The 12084-nt window shown below is 36.4% G+C and carries 13 protein-coding genes and 1 other annotated feature; of the genes, 1 reads left to right on the top strand and 12 read right to left on the bottom strand.

Features of this window, described 5'->3' with window-relative positions; all coding sequences use genetic code 11:
- Positions 1–6: 6 nt before the first annotated feature.
- From queG to ACPWSR_RS11890, 4 genes are all read right to left on the bottom strand, one after another.
- A complete protein-coding gene (gene queG, locus ACPWSR_RS11905) occupies positions 7–1116 on the bottom strand; it encodes a tRNA epoxyqueuosine(34) reductase QueG (protein ID WP_426348444.1) in 1110 nt (369 codons plus the stop codon).
- 22 nt (positions 1117–1138) lie between these two features.
- Positions 1139–1723: a serine O-acetyltransferase EpsC gene (gene epsC / locus ACPWSR_RS11900; RefSeq protein ID WP_426348443.1), complete on the bottom strand. Its 585-nt coding sequence runs from the start codon at positions 1721–1723 to the stop codon at positions 1139–1141.
- A 14-nt stretch (positions 1724–1737) separates the two neighbouring features.
- Positions 1738–2643 carry a cysteine synthase A gene (gene cysK / locus ACPWSR_RS11895; protein WP_426348442.1) on the bottom strand — a complete coding sequence of 302 codons (906 nt, stop codon included), beginning with the start codon at positions 2641–2643 and terminating at the stop codon, positions 1738–1740.
- Positions 2644–2699: 56 nt separating this feature from the next.
- Positions 2700–2939 (bottom strand) — a binding site (T-box leader).
- A gap of 93 nt (positions 2940–3032) precedes the next feature.
- Positions 3033–4262, bottom strand: a complete 1230-nt coding sequence (locus ACPWSR_RS11890; RefSeq protein ID WP_426348441.1) for a magnesium transporter — start codon at positions 4260–4262, stop codon at positions 3033–3035.
- A 425-nt stretch (positions 4263–4687) separates the two neighbouring features.
- Here ACPWSR_RS11890 and pssA point away from each other — a divergent pair, with 425 nt between their 5' ends.
- Positions 4688–5218 carry a CDP-diacylglycerol--serine O-phosphatidyltransferase gene (gene pssA / locus ACPWSR_RS11885; RefSeq protein ID WP_426348440.1) on the top strand — a complete coding sequence of 177 codons (531 nt, stop codon included), beginning with the start codon at positions 4688–4690 and terminating at the stop codon, positions 5216–5218.
- A 16-nt stretch (positions 5219–5234) separates the two neighbouring features.
- Here the strand turns inward: pssA and ACPWSR_RS11880 are convergent, their stop codons facing one another.
- The 8 genes from ACPWSR_RS11880 to ACPWSR_RS11845 form a co-directional block, all read right to left on the bottom strand.
- On the bottom strand, positions 5235–5582 hold the full coding sequence (locus tag ACPWSR_RS11880; protein ID WP_426348439.1) for a hypothetical protein: 348 nt from the start codon (positions 5580–5582) through the stop codon (positions 5235–5237).
- A 64-nt stretch (positions 5583–5646) separates the two neighbouring features.
- A complete protein-coding gene (locus ACPWSR_RS11875) occupies positions 5647–5820 on the bottom strand; it encodes a hypothetical protein (protein WP_426348438.1) in 174 nt (57 codons plus the stop codon).
- Entirely contained in the window at positions 5820–6359 is a 540-nt protein-coding gene (locus ACPWSR_RS11870; protein ID WP_426348437.1) for a rubrerythrin family protein, read from the bottom strand. Before ACPWSR_RS11870 ends, ACPWSR_RS11875 begins: the two co-directional genes overlap by 1 nt.
- A gap of 76 nt (positions 6360–6435) precedes the next feature.
- Positions 6436–6972, bottom strand: coding sequence for an isopentenyl-diphosphate Delta-isomerase (idi, locus tag ACPWSR_RS11865; RefSeq protein ID WP_426348436.1), 537 nt, complete (start codon positions 6970–6972; stop codon positions 6436–6438).
- Positions 6973–6977: 5 nt separating this feature from the next.
- Positions 6978–8777: a DNA helicase RecQ gene (gene recQ / locus ACPWSR_RS11860; protein WP_426348435.1), complete on the bottom strand. Its 1800-nt coding sequence runs from the start codon at positions 8775–8777 to the stop codon at positions 6978–6980.
- A gap of 128 nt (positions 8778–8905) precedes the next feature.
- Positions 8906–9784: an L-serine ammonia-lyase, iron-sulfur-dependent, subunit alpha gene (gene sdaAA / locus ACPWSR_RS11855; protein WP_426348434.1), complete on the bottom strand. Its 879-nt coding sequence runs from the start codon at positions 9782–9784 to the stop codon at positions 8906–8908.
- Entirely contained in the window at positions 9784–10467 is a 684-nt protein-coding gene (sdaAB, locus tag ACPWSR_RS11850) for an L-serine ammonia-lyase, iron-sulfur-dependent subunit beta (RefSeq protein WP_426348433.1), read from the bottom strand. Before sdaAB ends, sdaAA begins: the two co-directional genes overlap by 1 nt.
- 145 nt (positions 10468–10612) lie before the next feature.
- Entirely contained in the window at positions 10613–12055 is a 1443-nt protein-coding gene (locus ACPWSR_RS11845) for a L,D-transpeptidase family protein (RefSeq protein WP_426348432.1), read from the bottom strand.
- Between the last annotated feature and the right edge of the window lie 29 nt (positions 12056–12084).

The following is a 12084-nucleotide window of genomic DNA, read 5'->3' as shown; positions in this document are numbered from 1 at the left end:
TACATATTATAGCACTAATCCTTCTTCATCAGTAGTCTTCTCCAGAGGCTGTATTGCACAAGTGGATACAGGCTTCCTTTTACTTTTTTCCTTTTCTAATCTCTCTAAGATTCCAGATTTCCGTATCCTTAGTAGCCTCTCCTTATAATCCATAAGGTATTCAGAATTTGAGGTAAAGGCTTTTATATCCTCTTTGTCAAATAGAGCACTTCTTATCAAAGCGTTTCTTTGAAGGACTGCTTTTCCTCTCCAGCCACAGGAGGTTATAAGATATTTTTCTTTAAAGGTCTTTTTATCAAGATTCTTAAGCTCAAGGATATCATGATCCTCCATGTGTTTTTGTGGTTTAAACTCCTCAAGAGGGGAAAATCTTACAAGCTGATTATATCTACACTTTTTTTGACAGGAATCACAGCCAAAAAGCCTTCCCGATAGGTGAGGAAGCCACTTATCCTCTAAGTCCTTCTTCTGGGTGAGAAAGGAAAGACAGATGTTAGCATTCTTTTTCTCTGAATTTATAGCCTTAGTAGGACACTCATCAAAGCAGAGGGTACATTCCTCTCCACATTCTACATACCTTTCCATCTTTTCAAAGCTTCTGTCCGGACAGTCCTCTTGAAGCTCTAAATCTGTGATTATTTCTCCTAAAAAAACATAAGAGCCATATTCATGAGTTATGAGCATATTATTCTTACCAATAAAACCTATCCCACTTAAATATGCTATGTATCTTTCTGGAAGGGCATTATTATCAGTAAAAGACACAGCCTTTCCCCCAAGACTTTCTATAAAGGCACAGATTTTTTCTAGATAGCCCTTAACTACTCTGTGATAATCATATCCTCTAGTATAAACAGAAAAACCATAATCCTCTCTAAGCTCTGCTTTATGCAAATAAGGGAAAGCTATAGAAATTATAGTCTTTCCCTCCTGCATATATATAAAAGGATTCAGTCTTTTGTCGATATCTTTTTCTTCAAAGGGATTTTCAGTGCCTTGAGCCTTTCTTTCTTCCAAAAGAGGCCTAAGCTCCTCAAAGGGCCTGCAGCTTACAAAACCAACCTTAGTAAGCTTCAGCTCCTTGCAGAAATCTATAATCCTTTGTTTGTTATCCATAACCTGCTCCTTTTTACTTTACTTAAATCACCATATCATTATATATGGTATGAATTTTTCCTCTGTAATCCTTAATATTGATTATTGGGGCCAAAGTTCTAGTAATTATTTTTGCAGGTATACCTACTGCCGTAGAATTGGCTGGTACATCGGTAAGGACCACTGCATTGGCTCCTACCTTTACCCTATCTCCAATATATATAGGACCAAGAATCTTAGCTCCTGCACCTATTATAACATTATTACCAACGGTAGGATGTCTTTTTCCTTTATCCTTCCCTGTGCCACCTAAGGTTGCACCATGATAAATGGTCACATTTTCTCCAACCTCTGCAGTTTCTCCAATTACCACTCCCATACCATGGTCTATAAATAATCCTTTTCCTATTTTTGCCCCTGGGTGGATTTCAATGCCTGTAAAGAACCTTCCTAGCTGAGAAATCAGCCTAGCAATAACCTTAAGCTTTCTTTTATAAAAGAAGTGGGCAATGGAATGAAGATTGGTAGCATGAATGGAAGGGTAAAGAAATAATACCTCCCAAAAGCTGCTGGCAGCAGGGTCCTGCTTCAATATATTATTAACATTATAACGTAGCTTATTAAACATTAGATCACCTTTTCTTAGAATAACCCCATAGACATATACTTTTCAGCACCATCTGGAGCAATAACAAGAACCTTTTTACCAGCTCCAAGCTCCTTAGCTATGTTTAATGCTGCTGAAATAGCTGCTCCTGAAGAAATACCAACTAGTACTCCTTCTTTAGCTGCAAGTAATCTAGCAGTTTCAAAGGCTGCTTCTTCGCTTACCTGAAGAACCTTATCTACTACCTCTGCCTTGTAATTTTCAGGTATGAAGCCTGCTCCTATTCCCTGTATCTTATGAGGACCTGGCTGACCTCCTGAAATAACAGGAGATTTTTCTGGCTCCACTGCAACAACCTTAACCTCAGCTTTAATTTCTTTTAGATTCTTACCAACACCAGTAATGGTACCACCGGTACCTACCCCCGCTACAAAGGCATCTAAATCTGGTATATCAGCAAGGATTTCCTTAGCTGTAGTAGCATAATGCTTCTCAGGATTTGCAACATTTAAGAACTGCTGTGGCATAAAATATCCCTTTTCCTCTACTAGCTCCTCTGCCTTGCTTATAGCTCCCTTCATTCCTTTAGCACCTTCTGTCAGAACAAGCTCTGCACCAAAAGCCCTGATCATATCTCTTCTTTCCTTGCTCATGGTATCAGGCATTACAATTACTACCTTGTACCCTTTCACATTGCCAACCATAGCCAGTGCTATACCGGTATTACCACTGGTAGGCTCTACAATAGTATCACCTTTTTTAAGAAGTCCTAGCTCTTCTGCTTTTTCAATCATCCCAAGGGCTGCTCTATCCTTTACACTAGCTGCAGGATTATATTTTTCCAGCTTAACATAAACCTCTGCACTGTTTTCTCCTACCACATTATTAAGCTTAATTATAGGTGTATTTCCTATCATATCTATTACATTGTTAAAAATCATATTTTTCCCTCCTGAAATTTTAATTTATTTTTGATAAATAAAAAACTCCGTCTCCTATAAGAGACGAAGTATTAACTCCGTGGTTCCACTCTAATTAGATACAAGGTATCTCACTCCATGCTAAAACATCCAATAATGTTCTGTCACTATAACGGGTGAACCCGTGTTATCTTACTTAAACTTTCAGATACCTGCTCCAAAGTGCACTTCACATTAATTTTAAGCAGAAACCTCTCAGCTATGGTTCCCTCTCTGTGGCTCTCTATTAAGCTACTTTACTTCTTCACCGCATTTAATCCCGAGTATTTTGATTTGATTTCTCATCTTTACTTTATATTATATTCCTTACTTCCAGATTGTCAACTGGTAAATTGTTAATAATTAATAAATTACAATATCTCATCTATAATATCGTGGATAACCACTATACCAATCATTTTATCCTCGCCATCTGTTACAGGAAGAGATACGAGGTCGTACTTCTTAAAGTCCTGAACTACTTCTTCAAGGCTATCCTCAACATTTACCGTAACAACTCTCTCCTCCATTATATCTCTAAGCTTAACATCATGAGGATTCATTAAAAGTCTTTTTAAGGATACCACTCCCTGCAGCTTTTCTTCTTCATTGATGATGTAGATATAATACATAACCTCATCCTCAGGATTCAGCTCTCTTATAAGTTCTATGGTTTCACCTACGGTTACATCTATATTAAAAGAAATAAAATCCTTATTCATTATACTACCCACAGTTTCATCCTTGTAGGACATCAGCTCTCGAATTTCATTAGCATCGGTGCTTTCTAAGGACATAAGAATTTTTTCCTGAGTTTCCTCATCCAGCTCTTCTAAAATATCAGCGATCTCATCATTTGGCATATTATCAAAAACTTCATGAGTTTTATGATCACTCATATCCTTAATAAGGCTCTCCTGTACCTTTGGTTCAATTTCCTCCAGGATATCTGCTGCAAGATTTTCATCAAAGCTCTCAAATACTATTTTTCTATGATTAGAATCTAGATCCTCCAGGATATCTGCCAAATCCGCCGGATGGAGCTTTGAAAGCTTTTGATAGGGTATTGCAAGCTTTAGGTTGTCATTAACCATCTCTAAGGACTCTACATCATCCCACATAATAGCGCTATCCTTATATTCTATATGAAATAGCTTCATAATGATTTTTGCGATTTGGCCTAATCCAATTTTCTTGTATTTAGCTAAAGGGCCTGATTCCACTGCTAAAACCTTATACTCTCCAGCAATTTCCACAACTCTCAAATCCCTTACAGTTACTACCTTTTTCCCATTGATATCCACTATTTTCTTATCTAATAAATTTTTAGATAATAGATAAGTATATCTTTGTGCTATTATTTCCCTTGCACCTCTTACAGTTATTTTAATATTATTATTATCTTGAAGGTAAAATCTAATGGTTCTAAACTCATAATCTATATAGTAGCCATCCTTCTTTAGTCTGTACCCTATGAATTTAGGATAGCCTTCCTCCGTTGTTACATAAACATCCTTAAGCTGTCCAATATTATCATCAAATTCATCATATACCTTCATTCCTACTATATCACTGTATAAAAATAGAGATAGTCTTTTCATATTAGTCCTCCTTTAAGCCATAAGAAAGAAGAAGTATGAAAAATTCTATCCCTAATATCTGTTACCGATGATTAAATGGATAAATCTATACCTCTCATAGCTTTCTTATAGCTATTATTTGTATTTTTCCGCTTACTATGAGGGCCAGCCTCCATTTAAAATCCACCACCTTATCGACAATTTACATTATAATTATATTAATTAGAGAGCTTTAATGCAACAAATTAATATGGAATTAAGCTAGTTCCCATGGATTGTTAAATAAAAATTTTTAATTAATACAAGTTAACAATATTATTAAGTTTTAAATGAAGGATATTTGTTGTATAATATAATAGTATAACTTTAATAAAAATCCTAATTAGCAATTATATTATTTTTTTAATTCTATTTGGATTCATTATTCTTTAGGAGTGAATTATTTAATGAGAAAGAGTACTATTCCTAATACTTTTACCTTCATAAACTTGTCCTTTGGAATACTTTCAATATTAGGCTTGTTTAATGATGATTATAGAGCCTCTTCTATATTTATTTTGCTTGCAGCCCTGGTTGACAGGTATGACGGAAGAATAGCCCGATATTTAGATGTATCAAGTCCTTTAGGTAAGGAGCTTGACTCACTAGCTGACCTAGTTTCCTTTGGTGTAGCACCTTCCCTGCTGCTGTTTACTCTATACAGCTTTGATACCTTAGGACCTGGAGGCTTTATGGGCTACGGCTTATTATTACTGTTTCCTATATGTGGTGCTTATAGATTAGCTAGATATAATGCAAGTAGCTTCGATGGTGTCTTCACAGGCATACCTATAACCATTGCTGGCAGCTTTATTGCTTTATTTGTATTAATTTCTACCTTTACTGATAGCATATATGTTATGAGGGGACTACCTATAACGTTCCTTTTAATGCTATCCTACCTAATGGTAAGTAATTATAGATTCAAAAAAGTGTAAACAAAAGAAGCCTATCTCAGGGCTTCTTTTCTGTTAAGCTCAAGGGGTTTAGCTCCTCATCTACCTCAGCTTTAATCAATTCAATGTTTGTCTTGCAAGCTATATATTCTGCCTTAAGCTTAGAATAATCAAAGAAAGCACAGTCTATATAATCAATGGTTTCTATAAGGTCGTCAATAACCTCTCCTAGGGCTGCCACTCTTTTTACTGCATCTCTTACATCCTTCTTCCTAGCCAGAGCTATACCGTTTAAATCAGACGCTCCACCAGAAAGCATCTTATAAGAATTAGAAAGCTTAAAGAGCATATCTGCAAGCATGGATAAATCATTGCATTCTTTATCAATAATTTTTCTGTAGCTCATCATTCCACCTGGATAATCTTAATAGTATTATTATATTAAGCATCAGATAGATTAATGACATTTGCTATTTATTAAGAACCTCCTGAAGATAGTATTCATCAACAGCCTTCCAATAATTAGGTTTTTTATAAATCCCTTCTGCTGCCTTCACTTCTAGCTTTGGATTATCTTCATTAAAGAAATTACTATCTTTATAAATAATATCAATAGAAAAATCCTTAGGCACCGAAATATACATCAGATTTCATCGCCTTCTTCCTTGAAAAAGCTTTTAGGAAAATAACACAAGGCGCATAGCTTTGGAGCACTGGTACCTTCATGGATCCAGCTGCAGTTCATGCATCTCCAGCGGGTAGGCACTGGCGAAATATATACAGTGTTATCCTTTACCCTATTATATAGCTCCTCAAATTTCTCTTCATAATTTTTGGCTACGGCAGAAAGCTCCTTATAAAAGTCGCCTATTTGTTGAAAGCCTTCTTTTCTTGCTTCCTCCTCAAACTGTCTGTATAAGGTTGAGTATTCAATGGTCTCTCCCTCCATGGCTTCCTTTAAGTTTTCTAAAGTATTCCCTACCATATCTAAATATCGCCTATATACCTCTCTAGAATGAGCATATTTAGTACTGGCAGCTTCATCAAAAACATTACCTATCCATTGATAACCTTCAAGCCTTGCCACCTCTGAAAAAAAGTTATACCTATTCCTTACTCTAGACTCTCCCGCAAAGGTCAAATAAAGATTCATTTCTGTCTGCGAACCTTTAAGCTCCTTCATAATAAAAAATCCTCCATAGACTTCTCTCTCTTTATAATATTAAGAAAGAAGCCTTTTGTGAGGATTATTCTAAACCTTACTTATGTAATTGTTCATTATTATATAAATGAAAGATTTTATCTATTGAAGCCTTAAACCAGTAGGTATAGCTTTCCGGCTGAGCTTCAAGCTCTTTTTTTAGCTCCTCCAAAGAAATCCATCTATAAGCCTCAACCTCGCTAGGATTAAATTCTATGGGTCCTTCATAAACTCCTGTAAACACATGATCTAGCTCATACTCTGTGAGGCTGTTATCAAATTCTGCTCTATAAATGAAGGTAAATCTCTCCTTTAACTCTGTATCAAAGCCCATTTCCTCCTGTAGCCTCCTATGAATTGCTTCATCGAGAGTTTCGCCCTTTCGTTGATGTGAGCAGCAGGTATTGGTCCAGAGCCCTGGCGAGTGATATTTTCCTTTTTCTCTTTTTTGCAGGAGCAGCTCCTCCTTGGAATTAAAAATAAATATTGAAAATGCTCTATGAAGAAGAGCCTTTTCATGTACCTTGAGCTTTTCTTCATAACCTACTTCTCTGTCTTCCTCATCAACTAAAAGAATCAATTCCTTATTTTCCAATTATATCATCCCCTTATCTCATTTACTTTTTGCCCTTTGTACAGTCTTATAATATTTAAAAATTCCGTTCCATATTTTTCGCTCTTATTTTCCCCTATTCCTTTAAGCTCCAAAAGCTCCTCTTTACTCTCTGGCAGGGCACGGCACATTTCTATGAGCACTGAGTCAGAAAAGACAATATAAGGAGGAAGTCCTTCCTTTTCTGCCAGCTCTCTTCTAAGCTTCCTGAGACGAAGAAATAAGGGTGATGAGGTTACCTCCTCCTCTTCCTCACCTATAAGCTTTGTAAACAACCTTTCCTTACCTTTTAATAGATTTATGGATTTACTGTTTAGCTTAACCATAGAATAGGTATTTTCTTTTTTATCTAAATATCCCTCTCTTAAGAGAGTATGTATTATGTCCTTAATAAATTTTGAGCTGTATTTCTTCATTATACCATAGGTAGGTATATTATAAAGCTTATATTCCGATATTTTGGGACCTCTATACCCCTTTAGGATGTCTGTAATCATGCTAATACCATACTTTTCATGAGTTCTATATATACAGGATAAAACCATTTGACTTTCCTTGGTAATATCTTTTAGCTCACTGTTATTAACACAGTTGCAGCAGCAGGAGCAATAATCCTTTAAGGCTTTTTCACCAAAATACTCAAGGATGTAATTACTAAGACAGCCTTCACAGCTGCCATACTCATTCATTTTTTCAAGCTTAGCTAGCTCTATGGGAAGCCTATCTATGGATGAGCTGTTTTTTAGGAGAAATTCTTGAAGAGCAGCATCCTTTGAGTTATATAATAAATAGCAGCTGCAGGGATCCCCATCCCTTCCTCCTCTTCCTATCTCCTGATAATAGCTTTCTATATTCTTAGGAATGGAATAATGTATTATGTATCTTATGTTAGGCTTATCTATTCCCATACCAAAGGCATTGGTAGCCACCATTAATGGAGTTTTATCATAGATAAATTCCTCCTGATAGAAGCTTCTTTCCTTTTCTTCCATGCCACCATGATACTTTCCAGCCCTTATCCCAAGAGACAAGAGATATTTTTGAAGCTCCTCTGTTTCTTTTCTAGTAGGCATGTATATAATTCCGCTGACCTCACTGTTTCTCCTTATAAAATTCATTATAAACTCAAGCTTTTCATCCCTGTTATCAACCTTTTTAATATTAAGGAGAAGATTATCTCTAGCAAGGCTTACAGAAAATATTTCTGGCTCCTTAAGCCTTAATAAGGAAAGGCTATCCTTTACCACATACTCTGTAGCAGTGGCGGTAAAGGCAGTGATTACAGGACGCTCTTTCAAGGCTTCTACGAAAGGAGCGATGGCTCTATAGCTTCCTCTAAAATCATGCCCCCATTGCGAAACACAATGTGCTTCATCTATAGCAATCTGGGATATTGATATATTTTTTATGATTTTCACAAAGGAATCCAGCTCAAGTCTTTCTGGTGCTATGTACAAAAGCTTATAAATACCTATGTCTGCATCATCTATTATTTCCTTTATCTCTTTAAAGGTAAGGCTACTACTTATATAAGCAGCGGATATTCCTATAGCTTTTAAGGAATCTACCTGGTCCTTCATTAAAGATATTAGAGGAGAAATCACAATAGTTACACCAGGGAAAAGTACCGCTGGTATCTGATAGCATAAAGATTTCCCAGCCCCCGTAGGCATAAGCGCAAAGGTATCCTTTCTCTCTAGAATGCTCTCTATTATTTTATCCTGGCCTTCCTTAAAATTATGAAAGCCATAGTATTTTTTTAGTACTTTAAAAGCTTTATCCATCATAATGCAGGACTCCTATTTTTTATGATTATACTTATGATTATAACCAATTAGCTTTATAAATAAAAGAGCAGCATGACTGCTCAAAAGCCTTCAGTCATGTTGCTCATCCTATATCATAATTATCAATCTTATTTGTGCATTCCTACACTCTTTGCAAGCTCTATACCTCTTTTTGTAATTGCGCAGCCTCCCATAGCTGTTTCTCTAAGCTCCATGGGAAGAGACTTACCAATTCTATACATGGCTTCAATCATATCATCAAAGGGTATTCTACTTAGAACTCCAGCCATAACCATCTCTGCTGTGGTAAGAGCACTAACTGCTCCTGCAGCATTTCTCTTTGCACAAGGCACTTCTACCAGCCCTGCCACTGGATCGCATACGAGTCCTAGTATGTTTTTTATAACTATAGCTCCAGCATTTAAGGCCATTTCAGGGGTTCCGCCCATCATTTCTACCACTGCAGCAGCAGCCATGGCTGCCGCAGAGCCGCATTCCGCTTGGCATCCTCCCTCCGCTCCTGCCAGAGTGGCATTCTTAGCTATTATCATTCCCACCGCTGAAGAGGTGAAGAGTCCCATAACCATCTCCTCTTCTGTAAGATTTAGCTGTTCTCCAGCAGTTATGATAACAGCAGGCAATATGCCGCAGGAGCCTGCTGTTGGTGCAGCAACAATCCTTCCCATGGAAGCATTAACTTCCGAACAAGACAAAGCTCTCGCCATGGCTTTAACCATGGTCATTCCCGTAAGGCTTTTCCCTTTTTTAATATATTCACTGAGCTTGTAAGCATCGCCACCTATGAGACCTGTAACGGATTTGACCTCTTTATCCATGCCCATAGCTGCTGATTGCATCATTACTCTTAAATTCTTGGTCATCCTCTTAATCAGCTCTTCTCTGGTATCCCCGGTGTTTTCCATTTCAAGAAGAATTGAATACTCAGCAAGAGAGATGTTTTTAGCGGTGCATATTTTTAAAAGCTCTTCACCATTTCCTGCATACATTAAGCTTCACCCTCCTTTACAGGACTTATGTAGGTAACGCTTTTTACGTCCATAATACCTGTAATGCAATCTAGTACTGCCTGTGGAATGTTATCATCTGTTTCAAAAACCATGGTAGCAGTGTCTCCTCTATGGTGCCTAAAAACCTTCATATAAGCAATATTAATCCCTTGGGTATATAACAAGGTTGTTACCTTAGAAACCTGCCCTGGAATATCCTTATGACTTATGATTAAGGTTGGATATGCGCCAGTAAATTCCACTTCCTCACCGTCTACCTCTGTAATTATAATGCTTCCTCCTCCGATTGAGGAGCCCTGTGCTGTAAATTGTCTTCCTCCCCTGCAGCCTATCAGGGCCTTCACTGTATTAGGATGTACATCTCCTAAATCCTTCTCCGTGAAGATAATATCTATATTTCTTTCCTTTGCTATTTCTAAAGCATCTCTTAATCTCTCGTCACTTGGTTCCATACCTAATATTCCTGCAACCAGTGCTCTATCTGTACCATGACCCCTATAGGTTTTTCCAAAGGAACCATGAAGTAAAAACTCTACCTTTTCAATATCCTCTCCTGCCATAACTCCAAAGATCTTGCCGAGTCTAGCGGCACCTGCCGTATGAGAGCTGGAGGGTCCAATCATTATAGGACCTAATACATCAAAGACTCCATATTTTTTCATTTATCTTCCCCTCTCTATTTCTTACATCAATATCTATGCTCAGGGTATATTTTATAACAGTTACTATGAAATTAAAATAGAAAAGTTGTCCTGAGGGTTAAAGTAATTAAAATAATATTAATTATATAGCTATTAAGACTATATATTATTTATATAGTATAACTGGTGTACCTACATTTACTCTTGAATATATAGTTGCAGCTACTGATTCAGGAAGATTGACACAGCCATGAGATCCATTAGATAAATATCTATCACCACCAAAGGTTGGTTGCCAGTTGGCATCATGTAAGCCTATACCGCCATTAAAAGGCATCCAGTAGGAAACAGGAGTTTCATACTCTCTTTTTCCAGTCTTAGGGTCGATCTGTCCTCTTAATATTGAGGGGCTTTGCTTATTATAAACTCTATATATACCCGAAGGAGTAGCATTACCTTTATTAGGATTTCCCGTAACACAGCCACTGGAAAGAACCATTACCCCATCGTTATAAAAGTATAGCTGCTGATTTGTTAAGTCAATTTCAACATAAGAATTGCCGATACCGTTATTACTAGAAAATTCTTTTTGTGAATAGATTGGCTCTCTTGTAACAGTCTCTTTATTGATTATATTTTTAATTAACTCCTCTGCCTCCTTACTTTTATTTACTATATACCCAAAGTTCCCACCAGCTACTTTAATTTCTCCTCTTTTTGTGGTTTTAAACATTTTGGAATTACCATAAGTATTGTAGCTATTGGCTAGTTCCTGTACATACCTTTCTACCTGGGAAGCATCTATAGCTACGCCATTAGCTTCATCATATTTCAACCATTTATAGTAGGTCAAAGGTCCACAGATAAGCTCCCCACCAGGAACCTGATAGGTTATATGAGCTTTCACAAATTCATTCAAGGAATTATTCTTCTTGTTTAAAGCTTCATTATCTGAAAGGACCTTAGGCTTTTCATAATACTCTCCACTAGTAAGATCCACTTCAAAAACACCCTCAGCAATTAGTTCCTTTGCTGATTTATAAAAATCCTCTAAAATTAAATTTGTTCCCTGATGCTCCTTTTTAATAACAAAGCTTTTTTCACTCTCACTAAACTCTATTTCTGCATCTTTAGTTACATCATTGCTGCCACTTTTATAAAACTCTGATTCACTTATTTTATCCTGAAATTTCTTTCCATCGATTTTAAGGTTATCTAACTCAAAGTTTTTTGTAGTAAACAGTTTTTCAATTATTCCTAAATCATCTTCCAGTTTTTTTATTTCTGTTAAGGATTCCTGTAATTCATAGGTCAAACCAAAATCATCCTTTAGAGAGTATTCATAGATATTTTCTTTTTTATCCTTAATGACAAAGGTTTTATTATCTAATACCTTAGAAATAGCTTTAGAAGCCTCTTCAAGATTCATATTACTAATTTCAACCCCATTAACATAAGTATGTCCATAAAACGTATCAGCATACTTTAGCTTGAAACCAATAAAAAAAGCTATAAAAAATACAATTATTGAAGCCAGGATAATAAGCATTACCTTCAATACTTTTGGCATTAGTATTTTACCTTCGCTTGCCCTAGTTTTAATGTCCATATCAATACCCCCATAGCAAAATTAAAAAG

Source organism: Alloiococcus sp. CFN-8, assembly GCF_049943125.1.
Taxonomy (GTDB): domain Bacteria; phylum Bacillota; class Clostridia; order Clostridiales; family Clostridiaceae; genus JAEXZL01.
The sequence above is the reverse complement of the archived record's forward strand: the minus strand, read 5'-3'. Positions and strand labels throughout refer to the sequence as shown.

Coding starts and splice junctions, on each gene's coding strand:
- queG (WP_426348444.1), bottom strand. CDS start 1,116: ATGGATAACAAACAAAGGATTATAGATTTCTGCAAGGAGCTGAAGCTT.
- epsC (WP_426348443.1), bottom strand. CDS start 1,723: ATGTTTAATAAGCTACGTTATAATGTTAATAATATATTGAAGCAGGAC.
- cysK (WP_426348442.1), bottom strand. CDS start 2,643: ATGATTTTTAACAATGTAATAGATATGATAGGAAATACACCTATAATT.
- ACPWSR_RS11890 (WP_426348441.1), bottom strand. CDS start 4,262: ATGAAAAGACTATCTCTATTTTTATACAGTGATATAGTAGGAATGAAG.
- pssA (WP_426348440.1), top strand. CDS start 4,688: ATGAGAAAGAGTACTATTCCTAATACTTTTACCTTCATAAACTTGTCC.
- ACPWSR_RS11880 (WP_426348439.1), bottom strand. CDS start 5,582: ATGAGCTACAGAAAAATTATTGATAAAGAATGCAATGATTTATCCATG.
- ACPWSR_RS11875 (WP_426348438.1), bottom strand. CDS start 5,820: ATGTATATTTCGGTGCCTAAGGATTTTTCTATTGATATTATTTATAAA.
- ACPWSR_RS11870 (WP_426348437.1), bottom strand. CDS start 6,359: ATGAAGGAGCTTAAAGGTTCGCAGACAGAAATGAATCTTTATTTGACC.
- recQ (WP_426348435.1), bottom strand. CDS start 8,777: ATGATGGATAAAGCTTTTAAAGTACTAAAAAAATACTATGGCTTTCAT.
- sdaAA (WP_426348434.1), bottom strand. CDS start 9,784: ATGTATGCAGGAAATGGTGAAGAGCTTTTAAAAATATGCACCGCTAAA.
- sdaAB (WP_426348433.1), bottom strand. CDS start 10,467: ATGAAAAAATATGGAGTCTTTGATGTATTAGGTCCTATAATGATTGGA.
- ACPWSR_RS11845 (WP_426348432.1), bottom strand. CDS start 12,055: ATGGACATTAAAACTAGGGCAAGCGAAGGTAAAATACTAATGCCAAAA.